Annotated in this window: 18 protein-coding genes; 12 read left to right on the forward strand and 6 right to left on the reverse strand. The window is 71.0% G+C overall.

Features of this window, described 5'->3' with window-relative positions; genetic code table 11:
- Nucleotides 1–2: 2 nt before the first annotated feature.
- On the reverse strand, nucleotides 3–1109 hold the full coding sequence (locus tag ABZX10_RS04050) for a citrate/2-methylcitrate synthase (protein ID WP_355534759.1): 1107 nt from the start codon (nucleotides 1107–1109) through the stop codon (nucleotides 3–5).
- A gap of 56 nt (nucleotides 1110–1165) precedes the next feature.
- Between ABZX10_RS04050 and ABZX10_RS04055 the strand changes: the two genes are divergently transcribed.
- Nucleotides 1166–2239, forward strand: coding sequence for a citrate synthase (locus ABZX10_RS04055; protein ID WP_355534761.1), 1074 nt, complete (start codon nucleotides 1166–1168; stop codon nucleotides 2237–2239).
- Nucleotides 2236–2907 carry a DNA alkylation repair protein gene (locus ABZX10_RS04060; protein WP_355534763.1) on the forward strand — a complete coding sequence of 224 codons (672 nt, stop codon included), beginning with the start codon at nucleotides 2236–2238 and terminating at the stop codon, nucleotides 2905–2907. Before ABZX10_RS04055 ends, ABZX10_RS04060 begins: the two co-directional genes overlap by 4 nt.
- A 79-nt stretch (nucleotides 2908–2986) precedes the next feature.
- On the opposite strand, the gene ABZX10_RS04065 is transcribed toward ABZX10_RS04060, so the two are convergent.
- Nucleotides 2987–3649, reverse strand: coding sequence for a metal-dependent transcriptional regulator (locus ABZX10_RS04065; protein WP_355534863.1), 663 nt, complete (start codon nucleotides 3647–3649; stop codon nucleotides 2987–2989).
- 70 nt (nucleotides 3650–3719) lie between these two features.
- On the opposite strand from ABZX10_RS04065, the gene ABZX10_RS04070 reads away from it, so the two are divergent.
- From ABZX10_RS04070 to ABZX10_RS04080, 3 genes are all read left to right on the forward strand, one after another.
- Nucleotides 3720–4682 carry a bifunctional riboflavin kinase/FAD synthetase gene (locus tag ABZX10_RS04070; RefSeq protein WP_355534765.1) on the forward strand — a complete coding sequence of 321 codons (963 nt, stop codon included), beginning with the start codon at nucleotides 3720–3722 and terminating at the stop codon, nucleotides 4680–4682.
- 88 nt (nucleotides 4683–4770) lie between these two features.
- Entirely contained in the window at nucleotides 4771–5040 is a 270-nt protein-coding gene (gene rpsO / locus ABZX10_RS04075) for a 30S ribosomal protein S15 (protein ID WP_068535417.1), read from the forward strand.
- Nucleotides 5041–5376: 336 nt separating this feature from the next.
- The gene (locus tag ABZX10_RS04080) at nucleotides 5377–5499 is read left to right on the forward strand and encodes a hypothetical protein (RefSeq protein ID WP_355534768.1); all 123 of its coding nucleotides are present in this window, start codon (nucleotides 5377–5379) and stop codon (nucleotides 5497–5499) included.
- 91 nt (nucleotides 5500–5590) lie between these two features.
- Here ABZX10_RS04080 and lysX read toward each other — a convergent pair whose 3' ends face one another.
- Entirely contained in the window at nucleotides 5591–9073 is a 3483-nt protein-coding gene (gene lysX / locus ABZX10_RS04085; protein WP_355534770.1) for a bifunctional lysylphosphatidylglycerol synthetase/lysine--tRNA ligase LysX, read from the reverse strand.
- Between the two features lie 213 nt (nucleotides 9074–9286).
- Between lysX and ABZX10_RS04090 the strand changes: the two genes are divergently transcribed.
- From ABZX10_RS04090 to ABZX10_RS04100, 3 genes are all read left to right on the forward strand, one after another.
- Nucleotides 9287–11527 (forward strand): polyribonucleotide nucleotidyltransferase, encoded by a 2241-nt coding sequence (locus ABZX10_RS04090; RefSeq protein ID WP_355534772.1) that lies wholly within the window; start codon nucleotides 9287–9289, stop codon nucleotides 11525–11527.
- A 3-nt stretch (nucleotides 11528–11530) separates the two neighbouring features.
- A complete protein-coding gene (locus ABZX10_RS04095) occupies nucleotides 11531–12862 on the forward strand; it encodes a pitrilysin family protein (protein WP_355534865.1) in 1332 nt (443 codons plus the stop codon).
- A 98-nt stretch (nucleotides 12863–12960) separates the two neighbouring features.
- Nucleotides 12961–13422, forward strand: a complete 462-nt coding sequence (locus ABZX10_RS04100; RefSeq protein WP_355534774.1) for a hypothetical protein — start codon at nucleotides 12961–12963, stop codon at nucleotides 13420–13422.
- 58 nt (nucleotides 13423–13480) lie between these two features.
- Here the strand turns inward: ABZX10_RS04100 and ABZX10_RS04105 are convergent, their stop codons facing one another.
- Nucleotides 13481–14485: a glycerophosphodiester phosphodiesterase gene (locus ABZX10_RS04105; protein WP_355534776.1), complete on the reverse strand. Its 1005-nt coding sequence runs from the start codon at nucleotides 14483–14485 to the stop codon at nucleotides 13481–13483.
- An 87-nt stretch (nucleotides 14486–14572) separates the two neighbouring features.
- Nucleotides 14573–16129, reverse strand: coding sequence for an amino acid permease (locus tag ABZX10_RS04110; protein ID WP_355534778.1), 1557 nt, complete (start codon nucleotides 16127–16129; stop codon nucleotides 14573–14575).
- Between the two features lie 143 nt (nucleotides 16130–16272).
- Here ABZX10_RS04110 and ABZX10_RS04115 point away from each other — a divergent pair, with 143 nt between their 5' ends.
- Entirely contained in the window at nucleotides 16273–18153 is a 1881-nt protein-coding gene (locus tag ABZX10_RS04115; RefSeq protein WP_355534780.1) for a putative nucleotidyltransferase substrate binding domain-containing protein, read from the forward strand.
- 3 nt (nucleotides 18154–18156) lie between these two features.
- Here the strand turns inward: ABZX10_RS04115 and ald are convergent, their stop codons facing one another.
- Complete coding sequence (ald, locus tag ABZX10_RS04120) at nucleotides 18157–19272, reverse strand: alanine dehydrogenase (protein WP_355534782.1); 1116 nt, start codon at nucleotides 19270–19272, stop codon at nucleotides 18157–18159.
- A 96-nt stretch (nucleotides 19273–19368) separates the two neighbouring features.
- On the opposite strand from ald, the gene ABZX10_RS04125 reads away from it, so the two are divergent.
- The 3 genes from ABZX10_RS04125 (at nucleotide 19369) to ABZX10_RS04135 (ending at nucleotide 21840) form a co-directional block, all read left to right on the forward strand.
- A complete protein-coding gene (locus ABZX10_RS04125; protein WP_355534784.1) occupies nucleotides 19369–19878 on the forward strand; it encodes an Lrp/AsnC family transcriptional regulator in 510 nt (169 codons plus the stop codon).
- A 108-nt stretch (nucleotides 19879–19986) separates the two neighbouring features.
- Nucleotides 19987–21075: a 2,3-butanediol dehydrogenase gene (locus tag ABZX10_RS04130; protein ID WP_355534786.1), complete on the forward strand. Its 1089-nt coding sequence runs from the start codon at nucleotides 19987–19989 to the stop codon at nucleotides 21073–21075.
- Nucleotides 21076–21102: 27 nt separating this feature from the next.
- Entirely contained in the window at nucleotides 21103–21840 is a 738-nt protein-coding gene (locus ABZX10_RS04135) for a pirin family protein (RefSeq protein WP_355534788.1), read from the forward strand.
- Nucleotides 21841–21849: the final 9 nt, after the last annotated feature.

A 21849-nucleotide genomic window follows, 5' to 3' on the forward strand; every position in this document is an offset into this window, starting at 1 on the left:
TGCTACTGCAAAAGATCTCCGACGTAGCGGGCCGACGGCCGGATGATCTTGCCCTGCCGGACCTGCTCGAGGACGTTCGCCGTCCACCCGACGACGCGGGCGACCCCGAAGGTCGGCGTGAACATCGACGGCGGCAGTCCCACCTCGCTCATCACCACGCCCGCGTAGTACTCGACGTTCGCGTACAGCCGGCGGCCCGGCTTGAGCTCGTTGATCGCGGCCTCGATCTCCGACTCCACCGCGAGCGCCTGCCGGACCAGCGGCGAGTCGTACCGCCGCGCGACGCCCTTGAGCAGCTCCGACCGGGGGTCGTGGGTGCGGTAGACGGCGTGTCCGAAGCCCATGATCTTCTCGTCGCGGGAGATCTTGCCGCGCACCCACTCCCGGGTGTTCGACGGGTCGCCGATCTCGTCGAGGGCGGCCAGCGCCCGGCTGGGCGCGCCACCGTGCAGTGGCCCGAGGAAGGCGCCCAGGGCGCCGAGTAGGCACGAGGCCATGTCCGATCCGGTGGACGCGATCACCCGGCCCGCGAAGGTCGAGGCGTTGAAGCCGTGATCGATGGTGGCCACGAGGTAGGTCTGCAGCGCCGCCGCGTCGCCGGGATCGGTGTTCCCCGTGGCCATCCGGAGGTAGTCGGCGGCGTGGCCGGCGTCCGGGTCGGCCTCGACGGGCTCCTCGCCCAGGGCCAGACGGTGCGCCGCCGCGAGGATGGTCGGCGTCACCGTCGCGGATCGCAGCGCCGCAGCGGTCCGCTCCTCCTCCGGCAGGTCCATGAGGGGCCGGTCGCCGAGGCCCAGTGCGGCGAGGGCCACGCGCAGCGCGTGCATGGGCTCGGTCCCGGGCCGAACGGTCGCGCGCAGCAGGTCGACGGTGCGCCCGTCGAGCGCGCGGAGCGCGCCCACCCGCGCGCGGAAGGCACCGTCGGGCCCGGGGAGGGATCCGAAGAGCATGAGGTGCCACGCGTCCTCGAAGTCGACGGTGGCCGCCAGGCGCGCGGCGTCGTGGCCCCGGTAGTGGTAGTAGCCCTCCTCGCCTCGGACATCGCCGAGTTCGGTGTCGGTCACGATGACGTTCTTGAGCCCCGCGGGGGCGACGATCGGTGTGGTCATGAGCCGAGTGTGGGCGATGTTGATCAACCCTCGCAATGTTGATTGAATCAAGAGCCGTGGACAGATGGATCACCACGTCGGAGGCGGCCGAGCGCCTCGGCGTCAAGCGCGGGACGCTGTACTCCTACGTGAGCCGCGGCGTGCTGCACTCGCGGCGCATGCCGGGGCAGGCCGAGTCGCTCTTCGACCGCACCCAGGTGGACTCGCTGGCCGCCGCCAAGCACGACGGCCGGCGCGAGGCCGACCGCCTCCTGCGGTTCCGGGCCGTCACCACCCGGGTTTCGGTGCTCCGCGGCGACTCGCTCTTCCTGCGCGGCCGGCCGATCGCCGACCTGTGCGCGGAGCTGGACTTCGCCGCGGCGGCACGCTTCGCCCTCGAGGTCGACGGTGCCGTGCCGCCGCCGCGGGCCGATCTCGGCGCGGTGCGCGGCGTGGCGCTGGAGCGCCGGATCCCGCTCGCCGTGGCGCTGCTCGCGGCGCAGGATCCGCTGCGCGCGGACCGATCCCATATCGGCGAGCGAACGTTGGGGCTGCTGCCCGTCCTCGCCGAGTTGGTGCCGGAGGTGCGGCTGGAGCACCCGTGGATGCAGGCCCAGGCGACGTGTCTCATCGACAACGGGCTCGCCGCCTCGACCACGGCGGCGCGCGTCGCGGCGTCGGCGCGGGCGGGTCTGTACGACGCGCTGCTCGCCGGGTACGGCGCCCTCGCCGGGCCGCTGCACGGTGGCGCGCCCGCGGGCGCCTACGAGCTGCTGGGTCGCGTACTCGACGGCGTCGACCTCGATCGAGCGATCGCCGACGCGTCGTCGGGCGGGTACCTCGCGGGCTTCGGGCACATCGTCTACACCGGCGAGGACCCGCGGGCCACCGTCGTGCTCGACCTCCTGCGCGCCGACCGGCCGGACGCACCCGCCCTGCACGCGGTCTCGGAACTCGCGGATCGGGTCGGGCGTGCGGTGAACATCGACCTCGCCGGCGCCGCGGTCGCGCACGAGCTGGGCCTGCCGGCGCGCGCGACGGAGGTGCTGTTCCAGTACGGGCGTACCGTCGGGATGGCGGCGCACATCGCCGAGGAGTACGACGAGGCGCCGCTGCGCTGGCGCGGCGCGAACAGCGGAGGGGTGCGATGACGGAACTGGTCGACGGGATCCGGGCCGGCCTGCGCGCCGCCGCCGATCCCGAGCGGGCTCCGAGGATGCAGGCGTACATGAAATCCGCGATGCCCTTCCTCGGTGTGCCCTCGCCCGCCGTGCGCAGCATCACCGGCGCCGTCCGGCGCGAGCACCCGCCCGCCGACCTCGATGAGCTCCGGGCGGCCGTGCTGGACCTGTGGGACGCCGCCACGTACCGCGAGGAGCGGTACGCGGCGCAGAACCTGCTGCGGTATCGGCTCGGCACGGGGGATCCCGCCCTCCTGCCGCTGCACGAGCACATCGCCGTGACCGGCGCCTGGTGGGACCACGTCGACGAGACCGCGCACCGCATCGCCGACCTGCACGACGCGCACCCCGCGGACACCGCCGCGGTGGTGCGGGCGTGGAGCCGGGGCGGGAACCTGTGGCTGCGCCGGCTCGCGATCATCTCCCAGCTCGGCCGCAAGGACCGGCTCGACACGGACCTCCTGACGGACGTGATCGAGCCGGCCCTTCCGGAGTCGGAGTTCTTCCTGCGCAAGGCGATCGGTTGGGCCCTGCGTGAGCACGCGAAGACCGATCCGGAGTGGGTGCGCGCCTACGTCACGGCGCACGAGGATCGATTGAGCGGCCTCTCGCGGCGCGAGGCCCTCAAGCACCTGTGACGCACGCCCGCTCGACCATCGGCCCGGAAGGATCCGCCTCCGGCGAACGGTGGGTCGCGTCGCGCTGAACGCTGGCCCGTCAGCTCCTGACCCAGATCGCCTGTGCGGCGATGTCCCCCAGGTCGAGCGGCGCACCGTCGTCCACCGTGACGGCGACGGTTCCCAGGAACTTGCGCAGCTCCACGACCTCGATCCGGGCGTCGGGGGCGATGCCGACCTCCTGGAAGTAGCGCAGCATCTCGGGGTCGGAGTCGGAGATCCGGGCGACGGTGCCGGACTGCCCGGCCTCGAGCTCGGACAGCAGGCACGCGTCCGGGGTGGGGACGGTGCCGTCGGGCTGGGGGATCGGGTCGCCGTGCGGATCGCGGTCGGGGTAGCCGAGCCGTTCGTCGAGGCGCGCGAGGAAGCGTTCGGAGACGGCGTGCTCGAGGACCTCGGCCTCGTCGTGCACCTCGTCCCAGCCGTAGCCGAGCTCGGAGACGAGGAAGGTCTCGAGGAGCCGGTGCCGGCGGACCATCGCCGTGGCGGCGGAGCGGCCGTCGTCGGTGAGTGTGACCGCGCCGTACTTCTCGTGGTCGACAAGTCCCTGGTCGGCGAGCTTGCGGATGGCCTCGGACGCGGTGGACGCGGAGACGCCGAGCGCATCGGCGAGCGACTTCGTGGTGACCTTCACATCGGACCACTCCTGCGCGGTCCAGATCTGCTTGAGGTAGTCCTGCGTGACCGCGGACAGCTCGCTCACGGGGCGCGGCGAATCGGGCAGGGGAGGCTTACTCACGCACCCACCATAGGCCGTCCGATAGGGTGAGTGCGTGCTTCGCTGGCGAGGGCTCGATGACGTTCCCGCGGACTGGGGACGCTGTGTGGTGACGATCGGCGTGTTCGACGGTGTACACCGTGGACACGCCCAATTGATCGCACGCGCGACCGCGGAGGCCCATGAACGTGGGCTCCCCGCGGTCCTGATGACGTTCGATCCGCATCCCGCCGAGGTGGTGCGCCCGGGTTCGCATCCGCCGCAGCTCACGACGCTGACCCGGCGCGCCGAGCTCGCCGAGGAGCTGGGCATCGACGTCTTCTGCGTGATGCCCTTCACCGCGACCGTGATGGCGCAGCCGGCCGAGGACTTCGTGCACTCCGTGCTGGTGGAACGCCTGCACGCCGCCGCCGTCGTCGTCGGCGACAACTTCACCTTCGGCTACCGCGCCCTCGGCAATGTCGAGATGCTGGCGCAGCTCGGCCAGAAGTTCGGCTTCTCCGTCGACGCGGTCCCGCTGCTCACGGAGCACTCGGTCACCTACTCGTCGACGTACATCCGCTCCTGCGTGGACGCGGGCGACGTGAGCGCGGCCGCCGAGGCGCTCGGCCGGCCCCACCGGGTCGAGGGCGTCGTCGTCCGCGGCGACGGCCGCGGTCGCGAGCTGGGTTTCCCGACGGCGAACGTCGCGCCGCCGATGTTCGCGGCCATTCCCGCCGACGGCGTGTACGCCGCGTGGTTCACCGTCCTCGGTCCCGGCCCGGTGGTCGGGCAGGTCACGCCGGGGGAGCGGTACCCGGCCGCGGTCTCGGTCGGCAGCAACCCGACCTTCTCGGGACGCACGCGCACCGTCGAGGCCTTCGTGCTCGACACCTCCGCCGATCTGTACGGCCAGCACGTGGCCGTGGACTTCGTCGACCGGGTGCGCGGGATGGAGCGGTTCGAGTCGATCGAGGACCTGCTCAAGGCCATGGGCGGCGACGTCGACAAGACCCGCGCGATTCTGGGAATCGCCTGACTCCTGGTAGCGTGGCCTCTCGTGCCTGCTGCGGTTCGCGGCGGCGGCACGGATCCATGACGACGCGATACTGAGAAGGAGCTCATCCATGTCGCTCACCACCGAGCAGAAGAAGTCCATCCTCGCCGAGTACGGCCTCCACGAGACCGACACGGGTTCGCCCGAGGCGCAGGTCGCGATGCTGACCAAGCGCATCACCGATCTCACCGAGCACCTCAAGCAGCACAAGCACGATCACCACAGCCGCCGCGGCCTGCTGCTGCTGGTCGGCCGTCGTCGCCGTCTGCTGAAGTACGTCGCGTCGGTCGACATCAACCGCTACCGTTCGCTCATCGAGCGCCTCGGCCTGCGTCGCTGAGAGCCTTCCGCCAGCGGCCCGTTCCCGGATTTCCGGGGGCGGGCCGCTCGCGTTTCCCGGGTTCGACGGTGCGCCGCCCGCCCGGGGGCGGTGGCTGGGGCGCGCGGGTGAGTCGGATCTACAGGTGATGCGTGCGCCGCATCCCCTGTGACCTGCGACGATGATGGTGGGTTCTGCATCCCGTGCACACCCAGACGGTTCGACAGACGGGGCGAGCGGGCCTCCTCAATCGGACCGCGGTCCAGCGACCATGTCTGACTCTGCATAGCGTTGCAACGTTATGCAGAACCAGGACCGATAGCGGGAAGCGCGTTCCGCAGATCCGGAGGACACCAGGTGATCCGGCGGTGGGCACTCGACGTCGGGCTGATGCTGATCGTGCTCGCCGCGCGACTGGCGGTCATCGGCGCGCTACTCGTCCTGCGCGAGACACTCGCGCGCACGCGCGGCCGTCTGTGATCCGCGGCTGAGATGAACAGGAGGCCGGATTCGGCCTCCCGTCGACGCTGAGGCGTGGATTCACAGGCAGCCCTGAGCTCGCCGACGGGCGTCAGCGGTCCTGGGGCTTGACGAAGGGGAAGGCGAGGGTGGCGCGGATGTTCACGCCCGCGAGCAGCATGATGATCCGGTCCACGCCGATTCCCAGGCCGCCGGTGGGCGGCATGGCGTAGGACAGCGCGTCGAGGAAGGATTCGTCGAGCTCCATCGCCTCCGGATCGCCCGCGGCAGCGGCCATGGACTGCTTCGTGAGCCGCTCGCGCTGATCGATCGGGTCGGTCAGCTCGGTGTACGCGGTCCCCAGCTCGGCGCCGAAGCCGACCAGATCCCATTGCTCCGTCAGCCGCGGATCCGACCGGTGCCGGCGGGCCAGCGGCGAGACCTCGACCGGGAAATCGCAGTAGAACGTGGGGAACTCGGTCTGCTTCTCGACGAGCGCCTCGTACAGCTCCATCACCAGCTTGCCCGCCGTCGCACCGCGCGGGATCGCGACGTGCCACCGTTCGCAGACCTTCGCGACCTCCTCGAGCGTCGACGCCGAGCTCAGCGTCGTCCCCGCCGCGCGAGACACCGCGGAGTGCACGGTGACCACCGGCCACTCGGCCGTGAGGTCGACCTCCCGGGTGCCGCCGGCACCGTCGGGCCGGACGGCCACCGGCCGACCGTTCACGGCGACCGCGGCGGCGAGGATCACCTCCCGTGTGAGGGTCCGCATGGTGGTGTAGTCGCCGTAGGCCTCGTAGGCCTCGAGCGCGGTGAACTCGGGGTTGTGCGTGGCGTCGGCGCCCTCGTTGCGGAAGTTCCGGTTGATCTCGAAGACGCGTCCCATACCCCCCACGGCCAGCCGCTTGAGGTACAGCTCGGGCGCGATGCGCAGGTAGAGGCCCATGTCGTAGGCGTTGATGTGCGTGGTGAAGGGCCGCGCGGCGGCGCCGCCGTGCACCGACTGCAGCATCGGTGTCTCGACCTCGGTGTAGCCGCGGCCCACGAACGCCTCGCGCATCGCCGCGACCGCGCGGGAGCGCCGGTACAGCAGGTCGACGGCCCCGTCGTCGGTGATGAGCTCGAGGACGCGGTTGCGGGCCCGCGTCTCGTCGCCGAGGCGCACCCCGGGCTTCGGGACGGGGGACAGGCACTTGCCGGCCATCGCCCAGGACGCGAGGAGCACCGAGGGCTCGCCCGTGCGCGACCGGATCGGCTCGCCCGTGACCGACACCAGATCGCCCATGTCGATCGACGTACGCCACAGGGCCCGGGCGTCGTCGGGTGTGCGCGAGCGCTCCGCGACCACCTGCAGCGTGGTCCCGTCCTCGTGCAGTTCGACGAAGGTGACGCCGCCGTAGTCGCGCATCGCGCGCACCCGGCCGGTCACGGAGACGACGGTGCCCGACGCACCGTCGGGCGGGAGAACGGAGCACTGCTCCCGGGCGGCGGCCAGGCTGCAGGTGCGCGGCACCGACGGGGGATAGCCCGGCATGCCCGAGGCCTCGAGCGCCTCGAGCTTGCGGCGGCGGACGCGCTGCTGCTCCGACAGGCGCACGCGCGGCGCCTCGCGCCGGAGCAGCCGTTCCTCGTCCGCCAGGAGGCGGTCGACGAACTCGGGGTCGCGGGGCGTCTGTTCGGGGATCGACGGTCCCGCCAGGAACTTCGGCCCGATCTGCGGCAGGAAGCCCTCGGCGGTGCCGACCGCGATGCCGGCCCGCACCGCGGTGAGCACGGGGTCGTAGCAGAGGATCCGCGGCACCCACTCGGGGCGGTACTTGTCGTTGGACCGGTACAGCGTCTCGAGCTGGTAGAACCTCGACGCGAAGCTGAGCACGGAGTCGACGAGCCGGGTGATCGGGCCGGCGCCCACGCGGTCGGCCTCGGAGAACACCGAGCGGAAGACCGCGAAGTTCAACGAGATCCGACGGATCCCGACCTCGCCGCACTGCTCGATGAGCTTGGCGACCATGAACTCGTTGAGGCCGTTCTCGGCGTCGCGGTCGCGCCGCATGAGATCGAGCGAGAGGCCGCGCGTGCCCCACGGCACGAAGCTGAGCAGGCCGCGCACCGCGCCCTCCGCGTCGTGCGCCGAGACGAGCACGCAGCGGCCGTCCACGGGATCGCCGATGCGGTTGAGCGCCATCGAGAAGCCGCGTTCGGTCTCCTCGCCGCGCCACTTCTCGGCGAGCTCCTCGACCTGCTTCAGCTCCTCGGCGCTGAGATCGCCGTGGCGCCGCACCCGCAGCGTGTACCCGGCCCCGCTGACGCGGGTGACCGCCTGCCGGACCGCGCGCATGTCGCGGCCCTTGAGGGTGAACCGGTCGACGTGGATGATCGCCTCGTCGCCGATCGTCAGCGTGCGCAGGCCCGCGGCCTCGTAGACCTGCGCTCCGTCGGCGCTCGCGGCCAGCACGGCGGGGTAGAGGCTGTGCCGGCGACAGTCCTCGATCCACGCGCCGACCGCGGCGGGCCAGGAGTCGCGGTGGCCGATGGGATCGGCGCTGGCCATCGACACCGGGCCGACGGCGCGGCAGGTCACCACCGCCTTGCGGTCGGGCGCGGAGATCACCGCCTTGTCGCGGCGGGTGGCGAAGTAGCCGAGCGAGTCGTCCTCGCCGTACTCCAGCAGCAGGCGGCGAACCTCGAGCTCCTCCGGCTCGGTCATCAGCTCGTCGCCGCGGCCGGCCCGCCAGAACGCCATGAGCGCCAGGATCAGCACCGACGCGGACATCACGCCGGCGAGCGAGTAGACCCACATCGGCCCGGAGTGGCCGCCGAGCGCCACGTCGATCTGGCGCGGCACCGCGACGCCGAAGGTCGAGCGCAACGACCACAGCAGGATCTCGACGGTGCCGTTCAGCCGCGAGGCGCCCCGCCCCGGGAAGGTCGACGCGAGGCCCACCACGATCACGTAGACGGCGAGGAAGCCGCCGACGAGGACACCGATCGCGGCCCGGCGCGAACCGTGGGCGAGCCGCGCCGGGAACCGCGGACGGGCGGTGACGACGAGCGCGAGCACCACGAGGCTGATGGCGGTCGCGAGTGCCGCGCCGGGCAGCGAGTAGCGGATCGAGACGTACGCCTCGAGGAACGACGGGAGGTGCCGCGCCTCGTCGGGATCGAGTTGGTCGGTGGCGACGATCACCAGCGTGGCGGCGTTCACCAGCACCTGCAGCGACATCACGATCACCGCCACGGTGTGGGCGGCGCGCAGCCGGCGGCGCAGGGCGCCGCTGAGCACCGTCAGCGCCGCGACCAGCAGCAGGCTGGGGTGCGACGGGATGCCGAGGATGCCGAGCGCGTCGGAGACGAGCGGTAGCACGCGGTCACCGCGGATCACGGCCATCAGCAGCGACACGACGGCCGCGACCAGCATCATCCGCGCGATCCAGACCGCGGTGTACTCCTGCGTCCGCGCCCGAGCGGTCTGCGACATCCGATTCCTCTCCGCTTGCGTACGGCGTGTGCCAATCACCTGGAAAAGACTCCCGATGATAGCCTTGATGGCGGTCCGTCCGACGTCGGCGCCGGATGATCCGGTCGCCGGCATCTGCGGTGCGCCTTCTCGGTGTCACTCCCCGCGGGGTGGTCCTCGGTAGTGGTCGCCGGAACGGCCTGCATCAGGCAGGCGCGAGTCCGGCGGCTTCGATCGATGACCGCGCCAGAGCGCCCGCCGCCACCGTCGAACGACGGGGCCACGCGCAGCATGCGCGCCGCCCGGCGTGGACGAGCCGCACGACAAGAGAAGGTCACTGCACACTTCATGACTGATACCAACCAGGTCGAGTTCGACGACGACATCACCGAAGCCGTCGCCGTCATCGACAACGGTTCCTTCGGCACGCGCACCATCCGGTTCGAGACCGGCCGGTTCGCGCAGCAGGCCGCGGGCTCCGTCGCCGCGTACCTCGACGACGAGACCATGCTGCTGTCGGCCACGTCGCACAGCAAGCACCCCAAGGAGCACTTCGACTTCTTCCCCCTCACGGTGGACGTCGAGGAGCGCATGTACGCCGCGGGTCGCATCCCCGGCTCGTTCTTCCGCCGCGAGGGTCGCCCGTCGACCGACGCGATCCTCACCTGCCGCCTCATCGACCGGCCGCTGCGCCCGTCGTTCGTCGACGGCCTCCGCAACGAGATCCAGGTCGTCGTGACCGTCATGTCGCTCGATCCCAAGGATCTGTACGACGTGGTCGCGATCAACGCCGCCTCGGCGTCGACGCAGATCGCCGGCCTGCCCTTCTCGGGCCCGGTGGGCGGCGTGCGCGTCGCGCTGATCGACGGCCAGTGGGTCGCCTTCCCGACCGTCGAGCAGCTCGAGCGTGCCGTCTTCGACATGGTCGTCGCCGGCCGCATCGTCTCGGGCTCCGGCAAGGACGCCGATGTCGCGATCATGATGGTCGAGGCCGAGGCCACCGAGAACGTCATCGAGCTCATCGCGGGCGGCGCCACCGCGCCCACCGAGGCCGTCGTGGCCGAGGGCCTCGAGGCCGCCAAGCCCTTCATCGCCGTGCTCTGCGAGGCGCAGAAGCAGCTGGCCGCCGGCGCCGCCAAGCCGACCGGCGAGTTCCCGCTGTTCCCCGCCTACCAGGACGACGTCTTCGCCGCCGTCGAGGCCGCGGGTGCCGCGGGCCTGAACGATGCGCTGTCGATCGCCGGCAAGCAGGAGCGCGACTCCGCCACCGACGTCGTCAAGGCGCAGGTGCTCGAGGCCGTGGGCCCGCAGTTCGAGGGCCGCGAGGGTGAGATCGGCGCGGCGTTCCGCTCGCTGACCAAGAAGCTCGTGCGCCAGCGCATCCTCACCGACCACTTCCGCATCGACGGCCGCGGCATCACCGACATCCGCTCGCTGAGCGCCGAGATCGCCGTGATCCCGCGCGCCCACGGCAGCGCGCTGTTCGAGCGCGGCGAGACCCAGATCCTGGGCGTCACCACGCTGGACATGGTCAAGATGGCGCAGCAGATCGACTCGCTGGGCCCCGAGACCAGCAAGCGCTACATGCACCACTACAACTTCCCGCCGTACTCGACCGGTGAGACCGGCCGCGTCGGCTCGCCGAAGCGCCGCGAGATCGGCCACGGCGCGCTCGCCGAGCGTGCCCTCGTGCCGGTGCTGCCCTCGGTGGAGGAGTTCCCCTACGCCATCCGCCAGGTCTCGGAGGCGCTGAGCTCGAACGGCTCCACGTCGATGGGCTCGGTCTGCGCCTCGACGATGTCGCTGCTCAACGCCGGCGTGCCGCTCAAGGCGCCCGTCGCGGGCATCGCCATGGGCCTGGTGTCCGACGAGGTCGACGGTCAGGCCCGCTACGTGGCCCTGACCGACATCCTCGGTGCCGAGGACGCCTTCGGCGATATGGACTTCAAGGTCGCCGGCACGTCCGACTTCGTCACCGCCCTGCAGCTGGACACGAAGCTCGACGGCATCCCGTCGCAGGTCCTGGCCGGCGCGCTGGGCCAGGCGAAGGACGCCCGCACCACGATCCTCGAGGTCATGGCCGAGGCGATCGACGCCCCCGATGAGATGAGCCCGTACGCCCCGCGGATCACCACCATCAAGGTGCCGGTGGACAAGATCGGCGAGGTCATCGGACCCAAGGGCAAGACGATCAACTCCATCACCGAGGAGACCGGCGCCAACATCTCGATCGAGGATGACGGCACGGTGTTCGTCGGTGCCGCCGACGGCCCGTCGGCGCAGGCGGCGATCGATCGCATCAACGCGATCGCGAACCCGCAGCTGCCCAAGGTGGGCGAGCGCTTCCTGGGCACCGTGGTCAAGACCACGGCGTTCGGCGCCTTCGTCTCGCTGGTGCCCGGCCGCGACGGCCTGGTCCACATCAGCAAGCTGGGCAACGGCAAGCGCGTGAACAAGGTCGAGGACGTGGTGAACGTCGGCAGCAAGCTGCAGGTCGAGATCGCCGACATCGACGAGCGCGGCAAGATCAGCCTGATCCCCGTCGTCGAGGAGCAGGCCGCCGAGGCCGCTCCCGCTGGCGAGGAGTAGGAACTGAGCAGCCTGACATCCCGGGCTGCGCGGGCGGGGGCATCCGGATCGGGTGCCCCCGTTCGTCGTAGCGTGCTCCCCAGCGGCCTGCGGGTCGTCACGGAGACGGTGCCCGGTTCCCGGTCCGCCGCCGTCGGCCTCTGGGTCGCGGTCGGCTCGCGCGACGAGCACCCCGCCTCGGCGGGATCCGCGCACTTCCTCGAGCACCTGCTGTTCAAGGCGACACCCCACCGCGACGCGGCCTCGCTGGCCGCCGAGGTGGACGCCGTGGGCGGTGAGATCAACGCGTTCACCAGCAAGGAGCACACGTGCTACTACGCGCACGTGCTCGACGTCGATCTGGAGCTCGCCGTCGACGTGGTGACGGACGTGGTCCTGGGCGGCCTGTGCCGGCCCGAGGACGTCGACGTCGAGCGCGAGGTGGTGCTCGAGGAGCTCGCCATGCGCGACGACGATCCCGAGGACCTCGTCAACGAGGCGGCCACCACGGCCCTGCTCGGCGATCATCCACTCGCGCGGCCCGTGCTCGGTACCGAGGAGTCCGTCTCCGCCATGACGGCGGCGCGGCTGCGGGGCTTCCACCGCCGGCGGTACACGCCGGAGCGGATGGTCCTCGCCGTCGCCGGGAACGTCACGCACGCACAGGTGGTCAAGCTGGCCCGCAGGGCCTTCGCCGGCAGGCTCGACGGTGCCGCCGAGTCGGCTCCGATCCGGACGGGGATCCGGCGCCGGCCCGGTGCGCCGGCGCTCGAGGTCGTGAACCGCGACGGTGAGCAGTCGCACCTCGTTGCGGGTACCCGGGCGTACGGCCGGTTCCACCCGGATCGCTGGGCGCTGTCGGTGCTCAACACCGCGATCGGCGGCGGCCTGAGTTCGCGGCTGTTCCAGGAGATCCGGGAGCAGCGCGGACTGGCCTACACCGTGTACTCCGCGGTGGACACCTACGCCGATACGGGGCTGTTCTCCGTCTACGCGGGGTGCTCGCCGGAGCGGCTGGGCGAGGTCGCGACGGTGGCGCGGAAGGTTCTCGAGGGCGTTCGGGACGACGGTCTCACGGCCGAGGAACTGGCGCGGGCGAAGGGCTCCCTCCGGGGCGGGCTGGTGCTCGGACTCGAGGACGCGCAGTCCCGCATGCACCGGATCGGGCGGAGCGAGGTCAATTACCAGAACCAGCGGACGATCACGCGCACGCTCGCGGCGATCGACCGGGTCTCGGCGGCCGACGTGAACCGGGTCGCGCGGGATCTGCTGTCGCAGCCCTTCGGCGGTGCCGTCCTCGGCCCGCACCGCGGCAAGCGGGGCGTCCCGGCCTCGGTGCGGAACTGGCTGGGCTGAGCCGGACGCGCGGATGCGGACGCGGTTTTGCCTCGTTTTGACATCGTTATAGACTTTGCGAAGTCAAAATCGACTCGTCACGACCAGAGGACTGCCCCATGAACTCGTTCGCCCGTCGCGCGATCGCCGCTGCCGCCGTTGCCGGCGCCGCGATCACCCTTGTCCCGGCGGCGGCCAACGCCTCCGGTTCGGTCGTCTTCCGCGGCACCGTGACCGGTGGCACGTCCATCCGGACCGACGCCCCGAACGCCACGGTCACGTGGGTCGGCGACTACGACGATGCCGGCAACCTGGTGATCCGCACCAACTGCGTCATCGCGCGCCACGAGCTCGGGGTGATCGGCATCCCGCCGTCGCCGCTGCCCAAGGAGCGGTGCGAGTCGATCAAGGGCATCGACCTGTCCGACCGCCTCCTGGTGTGGGAGAACGCCACCACCGGCGCCAGCGGCACCGCCCGCTCGGAGTACGACGGCACCTTCATCGTCAAGCCCGGCAAGGGCAGCGTCAACGTCGCGATCACCGGCATCGTCGGCACCGCGGTCGCGACCTACGTCGCCTGACGCGTCCCACGAGAACGGCGGCCCACCGGATCCCCCGGTGGGCCGCCGTTCGTCGTGACTACCGCGTGTACGCGCGGGGCAGCGGCTTGCCCTCCGCGGCCAGGACGCCCCGCAGGCGCGTCGGGTAGTCGGTGATGATGCCGTCCACGCCGAGAGCGAGCTGTGTCCGCATCGCGGTGGGCTCGTTGACCGTCCAGGGGATCACCTTCAGGCCCGCGGCGTGGGCCGCGGTCACCGTCTTCGCGTCGGACAGGGCGGCGTCGGGCGAGAGGATGTCGAACCCGGCCGACGTCGCGGCCCGGACCACGTCACCGTCGAACCGCTCGAAGGTGACCGGGCCCAGCCAGGCCGAGCGGGGCTTCCACGTCGTGGCGTCGTAGAGCGCCACCAGCGGAACCGACGGTGCTTGTGCCCGGACCAGCGGCAGGGAGCGCCAGTCGAAGCTCTGGACCTCGATGCGGTCGAGAACACCGGCGCGGCGCGCGGCGCCGAGGATCTGCGTGACGAACGCGGCGGGCTCGGCGGACTTCGACCGGTCCTCGGCCTCGATCTTGGTCTCGATGTTGAACCGCACCGCATTGCCCCGGTATCGGGCGGCGAGGTCGAAGAGCTGCGGCAGGGTCGCGATCCGGTTGTCGGGCACCACCTTCGCGTCGGGGAAGGTCGCCAGCTTCGTGTTGCACACCACCGTCTGCACCTGGGCGTAGGTCAGGTCGTGGATCGTCTTGCCGACGTAGGGGAATTGCTTGTCGCCCGGCGTGGCGGGCCGGGTGTCGACGCACTTGTCGGCCTGCAGCGTGGGGTCGTGCTGAATCAGCGGCACCTCGTCCTTGGTGAGCACGATGTCCAGCTCCAGCGTGGTGACGCCCAGCTCGATGGACCGTGCGAAGCCGTAGAGGGACTCCTCGGTGTGCTCGCCCCGCCCGCCCCGGTGCGCCTGCAGGTCGAAGGAGGTCGACGGTGCCGCCTGGACGGGAGCGGCGAGGGCGCCCCCGCCCAGGGCGACGACGGTGGCCGCCGCGAGCGCGCAGAGCCGGGGGAGGAGACGGGAGCCGATGGTCATGGCGGCACCGTAGCGCTGGCCCGTGAACCGTCGGTGAATGCGAGATGCCCGCCGGGGGACCGGCGGGCATCTGCGGATGGTGGGTGGTTACTTCTTGTCGAGGTCCACGTTCGGCGCGTCGTCGAGCGACCATGATGCGGCGAGGTCGCCGCCGGTGTGCGCGCTGACCGCCGGTTTGACCGCGAACCAGCCGGCCACGAGGACGACGATGAAGACCGGGATGCCGACGACGACCACGATGAAGTTGGTCTTGTCCCAGAAGGCGTCCGCACCCTTCCAACCCGAGTACGCCATGCCGATCAGGACGAGCAGCAGGAACGCGAGGCCGACGTAGCTCATGAGCGGGGCGAGCGGCGCGCGGAACGGGCTCTTGGTGACGATGCCCGCGTCGGAGAGCCTGCGGTAGCGAACGTGGCACAGGAAGATCAGCGACCACACGCCGACCACGGCGATGGCGGACGCCTCCAGCGCGATGTCGAAGGCCTTGCCCGGGACGAGGGCGTTGAGCACGGCGCCGAAGACGTAGAAGACGGACGTCACGAGGATGCCGTTGGCGGGCACGCCCGACTTGCTCATCTGCATGAACATCTTCGGCGCCTCGCGGCTGGCCGAGAGGCTGCGCAGCATGCGACCGGTCGTGTACAGGCCGGCGTTGAGCGAGCTCATGGCGGCGACGATAAGCACACCGTTGATCAGAGTGGCCATCCAGCCGATGCCCATGCGCTCGAAGACGGTGACGAACGGCGACTCGATGTTGCCGTCCTTGTCGGCCACGCCGTACTGGCTGGTGGGCAGGATGCAGACGAGCAGGAAGATCGAGCCGCAGTAGAACACCGCGATCCGCAGGATGACCGAGTTGACGGCCTTGGGGACCTCGCGCTGCGGGTTCTGCATCTCGCCGGCGGCGATGCCGACCATCTCGATGGCGGCGTACGCGAACACGACGCCCGACATCACGACGATCGGGGCGATCCACCCGAAGGTGTCGCTGTGCGGCCAGAATCCACCGGGCTGGTCCCACAGCGTGGAGATGCCGGCCTTGTGGTCGGCCACCGCGTCGAGGCCCTTCGACGGATCCGCGGCCTTGCCCTTGATGGTCACCTGGCCGATCACCAGGACGAGTCCCACGACCAGGAAGATCACGATGGCACCGACCTTGAGCACGGACGCCCAGAACTCGAACTCGCCGAAGGCGCGCGCCGAGAGCAGATTGATCACCAGGACCACCGCCAGCGCGATGATCACCGACACCCAGTTGGGCAGCTCCCACCACTTCTTGACGTACACGGCCACGGCCGAGAGCTCGGCGACGCCGGTGAGCGCCCAGAACACCCAGTACAGCCATCCGGCGGCGAACGCGGCGGCCTCGCCGAAGAACTCGCGGGCGTAGGAGACGAAGGCGCCCGAGCTCTGGCGGTACAGCACCAGTTCGCCCAGGGCGCGCATGAGGAAGAAGGCGATGACGCCGACGAAGGCGTAGCTGAACAGCAGGGCGGGGCCGGTGCTGTGCAGGCGGCTGGCCGAGCCGAGGAACAGGCCCGTGCCGATGGCGCCACCGATGGCGATCATCTGCACGTGTCGCCTGCCGAGGGTCTGCTTGTAGCCCTCCTGCTCGGCCGCGAACTTACTGGCGGGTTGAGTCATGGGTGAATCGTTCTCCTCAACGTGCTGGGGCGCGTGTGGGTTGTGCGCTGGATGGGAATGTAGACCTCGCAACGCTTCCGTGGACGCGTTACTGAGAGATGACTTGCGGATGTCGATCGGTGCGGGCGTGTAAACATAGGTCCATGACCGACTTCTCGGACCTGGGGGAGCTGTTCACCTTCCTGTCCGGCCACCCGCCCTTCGACGGCCTGCCCGACGATGTCCGCGCCCGTCTGGCTGCGGAATCGTCGGTTCGGGAGTTCGGCGAGGGCACCACGATCCTGGACGGTCTCTCCGCCTCGCCCGAGCACGCCTTCGTCGTCCTGGCCGGCCGGGTCGGCGTGTGGAACTTCCCGGCCAAGGCCGCGACCGAACCCGGTGACGTCGACGAGGTGGTCGGTCCCGGAGGCGTGTTCGGGTACGTGGTGATCCTGGTGGGCGCGAAGGGCGGGCCGCGCGCGGTGGCGCTGACCGACGTGACGCTGTTGCGCCTCCCGGCGTGGGCGGTGGCCGACATGTTCTCCACGCCCGCGGGCGCCGCGTTCCTCGCGACGGAGCTGGCGAGACCGGTCATGCCGCTCGCGGCCGACGAGGTCCGCGAGCGCACGGCGGGGCAGATCGTGCGGCGCGCGCCGATCACGTGTCCGCCCACGGTCACGATCCAGGAGGCCGCCACCACGATGACGGAGGCGCGGTCCGGCTACATCGTGGTCGAGAACGCCGCGCGGGAGCCGCTGGGCATCCTCACCGACCACGACCTGCGGGCCCGGGTGATCTCGATGGGGCGGCCGGTGACGGACCCCGTCTCGGCCGTGATGACCGCCCCGTTGGCGGCCGTGCCGGAGGCCGCGTTGTCGTCCGACGTGCTCATCGAGATGCTCGACCGCAAGATGCACTACATGGCCGTGCTCGACGAGCAGGCCGCCGTCATGGGCGTGGTGCAGGACGTCGACTTCCTCACCGTGCCCACCACGTCCACCTTCGCGCTCCAGCGCCGGATCGAGCGCGCGGCGGCGTCCGAGCTGCCGGAGATCGGCGCGACGATCCGCTCGATCTTCCCCGTGCTGTGGGGACAGCAGGCGCCGGTGCGGCACATCTCGGGCGTCGCCGCCGTCGCGATCGAGGGCATGGTGCGCCGCTGCATCGAGCTCGAGCTGCCCGTCCATCCGGCACTGCAGGAGGGCGATTTCACGTGGCTGTCGCTGGGCAGCGTCTCGCGCCGCGAGGTGGTGCCCAGCTCGGACGTCGACAGCGCGATCATCCTCAAGGATCTGCCCGGTGCCTCGGCGGAGGAGATCGAGGTCCGACGGTCCGCCGCCCTCGCCCTCGCGGCCGCGGTCCATGCGCGCCTGGAGGAGTGCGGCATACCGTCGGACACCAACGGAGCGACGGCCGCCAAGCCGCGGTTCTGCCGGACCGAGTCCGAGTGGCTGTACGCGGCGAGCGAGTGGATCGACGCCCCGCTGTCGAACAACGCCATGATGATGGCGTCGCTGCTGGTCGACGGCCGCCCCGTCTGGGGCGACCTGACGCTGCAGCCGGTGGCCGGTGTGTACCAGCATCTCTCGGAGCATCCTCGGGCCTTCATCCTGATGCTGCGGGAGGCGCTCACGGCGAAGGCGCGGCTGCGCTCGGTGCGTGACGTGATCTCCCTGCGGGGCGGCACCTTCGACATCAAGGCGCACGCGTTGGTCCCGGTGGTCAATATCGCCCGGTGGGCGGCGCTGAGCCGGGGGTCGACGAAGCTGCAGACCCGCAACCGGCTCGCCGCGGGCGCGGATTCGCCCGTCCTGCCGGATGATTCGGCCGAGGTGCTGCGGGAGGCCTTCTCCGTCCTGGAGCGGATCCGGATGGAGCATCAGGTCGGGCAGATGGCTGCGGACCGCCCGCCGAGCGATGTCGTGTCCATCCGGCGGCTGTCGTCGCTGGACCGCGGCCTCCTCGAGCAGTGCGTGCGCGAGGTGGCCGCGGTGCAGCGGCGCATGGCCAACCTCGCCCAGTACCTCGACGCGGGCGAGTGGTGACGGTCAGGCCAGGACGGACTCCGGCGTCTTCGACGGGATGTCGAGGGCGGCACCGACGCTGGCGTTGAGCAGCACGCCGTCGTGCGTGGACAGGCCCGCGGCGAGCGCGGGATCGGCGGCGCAGGCGCCCTGCCAGCCGAGGTCGGCGATGCGCAGGACGTACGGCAGGGTCGCGCCGGTGAGCGCGAAGGTCGACGTGCGGGGCACGGCGCCGGGCATGTTCGCCACGCAGTAGAAGACGGTCTCGCCCACGGCGAAGGTCGGATCGTCGTGCGTGGTGGGGCGCGAGTCGGCGAAGCAGCCGCCCTGGTCGATGGCGATGTCCACCAGCACGGCGCCGGGGCGCATGCGGTGCACGAGCTCGGTCGAGACGAGCTTCGGCGCGGCGGCGCCGGGGATGAGGACGGCGCCGATCACCAGGTCGGACTCGACGATCGCCTCCTCCAGCGCGAGGGAGGTCGAGTAGCTGGTGTGCACGCGGCCGCCGAACTGCGCGTTGACGGCCCGCATCTTGCGCACGTCGAGGTCGAAGACGGTGACGTCCGCGCCCATGCCCGCGGCGATCTGCGCGGCGTTGATGCCGGACACGCCGCCGCCGATCACCGTGACCTTCGCGGGTGCGGTTCCGGGGACGCCGCCCATGAGCACGCCGCGGCCGCCCTTGGAACGCATGAGGTGGTAGCTGCCGACCTGCGGGGCGAGGCGGCCCGCGACCTCGGACATCGGGGCGAGGAGGGGGAGCGAGCCGTCCTCGAGCTGGACCGTCTCGTAGGCGATCGACGTGGTCTTCGACGCGAGCAGGGCGTCGGTGCACGGCCGCGAGGCGGCGAGGTGGAGGTAGGTGAAGATCGTCTGGTCGGCGCGCATGCGGGAGTATTCGGCCTCGATCGGCTCCTTCACCTTGAGCAGCAGGTCGGCCTCGGCCCACACCGCGTCGGCCGTGGGGACGATGCGGGCGCCGGCGGCGACGAAGTCGTCGTTGCTGATCGCGGAACCGACACCGGCACCGTCCTCGATGAGGACGTCGTGGCCGCGGCGGGTGAGCTCGGCGACGCCGCCGGGCGTCATCGCGACGCGGTACTCGTTGTTCTTGATCTCGGTGGGGATTCCGACGCGCATCGTGTGCTCCTGTTCGGCGGTGGCTTGTGTCACATAGTGTGAAGAAACGGCGATAATCGATCAAGGCGTCGGAAGAAGATTCTGTAGAATCCAGACATGACTGCTGGAGGTTCTGCGAAGTCGGCGTATCGCCCCGCTCCGACGAACGATCATCGCCCGCTGCTCGACGACGCCGACCGGCGCATCCTCCTGGTGCTTCAGCGCGACGGCCGCGTCTCGAACGCCGCGCTCGCGGAGGAGGTGGGGCTCGCGCCGTCGACCGTGCACACCCGCGTGCGGCGCCTGACGGACGCCGGCGTCATCCGCGGGTTCTTCGCCGACGTGGATCCCGCAGCGGTCGGCCGGCCCCTGCGCGCGATGATCGCGGTCACCCTGCGGTCCACCGCGCGGCACCGGATCCGCCAGTTCGTCGAGTCGGTGATCGACCTGCCGCCCGTGATCGACGCGTACTTCCTGGCCGGTGGTGACGACTACCTGCTGCACATCGCGGCGATCGACACCGAGGACCTGCGGCGCCTCGTCGAGTACCTCAGCGCCCGCGAGGAGGTCGCGGGTACCAACACCTCGCTCGTGTTCGAGCACGTCCGCGGCTCGGCGCCGCTGTAACCGGGGTCCTCCATCGCCGGAGCGGTGCAACCCGCTGCAACGATCGACGGGGTGGACCCGTGCGGGCGACTGTGGGGCGGATCACAGATCCCGACCCGGAGGTGTCCCATGCGAGCAGCGCGCTACTACGACCGCAACGACGTTCGGATCGAGGACGTGCCCGAACCCGAACTCACGCCCGGCACCGTCGCGATCGACGTCGCCTGGTGCGGCATCTGCGGCACCGACCTGCACGAGTACGTCGACGGGCCGATCTTCGTGCCGCCGCACGGCCATCCGAACCCGGTGAGCGGGGAGGCCGCGCCGCTGACGATCGGGCACGAGATGTCCGGCGTCGTCGCCGCGGTCGGTGCGGGCGTCGACGACCTGGCCGTGGGCGATCACGTCGTGGTCGAGCCGTACATCATCGCCGACGGCGTCGACACCGGCCCGGAGAGCCGCGACTACCACCTCTCGCCGAAAATGAACTTCATCGGCCTCGGCGGCCGCGGCGGCGGACTCTCGGAGAAGATCGTCGTGCAGCGGCGGTGGGTGCACCGGATCTCGAGCGACGTACCCCTCGACCAGGCGGCGCTCATCGAGCCCCTGGCCGTCGGCTATCACGCGCTGCAGCGCTCCGGCGCCGACGCGGGGGCCTTCGCGCTCATCACCGGCGCGGGTCCCATCGGGCTCCTCACCGCCGCGGTGTGCAAGGCCCGTGGCCTCACGGTCGCGATCAGCGAGCCCAGCTCCCTGCGCCGCGAGCGCGCTGCGGAGACCGGGGTGGCGGACCACGTCTTCGATCCGACGCAGGTCGACGTGGTGGAGCAGGTCCGGGAGCTGACCGGCGGTCGCGGCGCGGACGTGGGATTCGAGTGCACCTCGGTGCAGCCCGCGCTGGACACCCTGTTCGACGCGTTGCGCCCGCAAGCCGTGTTGGTCGTCGTCTCGATCTGGGGGCACCCGGGCACCGTCGACATGCAGAAGCTGGTGCTCAAGGAGATCGACATGCGCGGCACCATCGCGTACGTCAACAACCACGCCGAGACGATCGCCCTGGTCGAGAGCGGCACCGTCGACCTGGCGCCGTTCATCACCGGGAGGATCGGCCTGGACGAGCTGGTCCCGGTCGGCTACGACACACTGCTGCACCACAACGAGACCGCGGTGAAGATCCTCGTCTCGCCGTCCGGGGCGGGGCTGCCCACGGGAGTCTGACGGTGCGCCCCCGCCTACGCTGAGCCCGTGAGCGAGAGCAGGATCATCCGGGCCGCGGATCGGACCCACTGGCAGGGCGAGGGGCTGTACACGCGCCAGTCGATGCCCTTCACCGGGAACTTCGACCTGGGCGAGAACGCGCACGGCCAGCTGCTGGTGCACAACGACGACCTCATCGACCCCGGGTCGGGCGTCGACCGGCATTTCCACCGCGACGCCGAGATCGTGACCTGGGTGATCGCGGGCGAGGTGCACCACGACGACTCGTCCGGATCGACCGGCCTGGTGCGCGCGGGCCAGGTGCAGGCCATGAGCGCCGGGACCGGGGTGAACCACCGGGAGCAGAACCCGCGTGCCACCCGCACGGTCGCGCGGGTGATCCAGATGTGGCTCCCGCCGGACGAGCTCGGCGGCGAGCCCGAGTACCGCACCGCCGACGTGCCCCTCGAGGGCCGCGGGGCCGTGCTCGTGGCCTCCGGCGTTCCGGGCGACGAACCGGCGGTGGCGATCCGCAACGACGCCGCGGCCCTCTACGCCGCCCGCCTCGGCGCGGGCGAAGCCGTCACCCTCCCGGCGGCGCCCTACGGACACCTGTTCGTCGTCACCGGAGCGGTCGGCGTCGACGGCGATCGGCTGGCCGAGGGGGACGCGCTGCGCACCGTCGGGCACGGGGAACTGCAGGTGCGGGCTGAGGAGGACGCCACGGAGATCCTCTACTGGGAGATGCGGGCGCAGGCGGTCTCCGCGCTCCGGCGGCCCGTGTAGGAAGATTCT

This window comes from Tsukamurella sp. NPDC003166, from assembly GCF_040611135.1.
Taxonomy (GTDB): Bacteria; Actinomycetota; Actinomycetes; order Mycobacteriales; family Mycobacteriaceae; genus Tsukamurella.

What these genes read in the sequence shown, in the direction of transcription:
- ABZX10_RS04090 (WP_355534772.1), top strand. Translation starts at nt 9,287, where the DNA reads ATGACTGATACCAACCAGGTCGAGTTCGACGACGACATCACCGAAGCC.
- ABZX10_RS04050 (WP_355534759.1), bottom strand. Translation starts at nt 1,109, where the DNA reads ATGACCACACCGATCGTCGCCCCCGCGGGGCTCAAGAACGTCATCGTG.
- ABZX10_RS04105 (WP_355534776.1), bottom strand. Translation starts at nt 14,485, where the DNA reads ATGACCATCGGCTCCCGTCTCCTCCCCCGGCTCTGCGCGCTCGCGGCG.
- ABZX10_RS04115 (WP_355534780.1), top strand. Translation starts at nt 16,273, where the DNA reads ATGACCGACTTCTCGGACCTGGGGGAGCTGTTCACCTTCCTGTCCGGC.
- ABZX10_RS04130 (WP_355534786.1), top strand. Translation starts at nt 19,987, where the DNA reads ATGCGAGCAGCGCGCTACTACGACCGCAACGACGTTCGGATCGAGGAC.
- ABZX10_RS04125 (WP_355534784.1), top strand. Translation starts at nt 19,369, where the DNA reads ATGACTGCTGGAGGTTCTGCGAAGTCGGCGTATCGCCCCGCTCCGACG.
- ABZX10_RS04060 (WP_355534763.1), top strand. Translation starts at nt 2,236, where the DNA reads ATGACGGAACTGGTCGACGGGATCCGGGCCGGCCTGCGCGCCGCCGCC.
- rpsO (WP_068535417.1), top strand. Translation starts at nt 4,771, where the DNA reads ATGTCGCTCACCACCGAGCAGAAGAAGTCCATCCTCGCCGAGTACGGC.
- ABZX10_RS04110 (WP_355534778.1), bottom strand. Translation starts at nt 16,129, where the DNA reads ATGACTCAACCCGCCAGTAAGTTCGCGGCCGAGCAGGAGGGCTACAAG.
- ald (WP_355534782.1), bottom strand. Translation starts at nt 19,272, where the DNA reads ATGCGCGTCGGAATCCCCACCGAGATCAAGAACAACGAGTACCGCGTC.
- ABZX10_RS04100 (WP_355534774.1), top strand. Translation starts at nt 12,961, where the DNA reads ATGAACTCGTTCGCCCGTCGCGCGATCGCCGCTGCCGCCGTTGCCGGC.
- lysX (WP_355534770.1), bottom strand. Translation starts at nt 9,073, where the DNA reads ATGCCGGCGACCGGATCATCCGGCGCCGACGTCGGACGGACCGCCATC.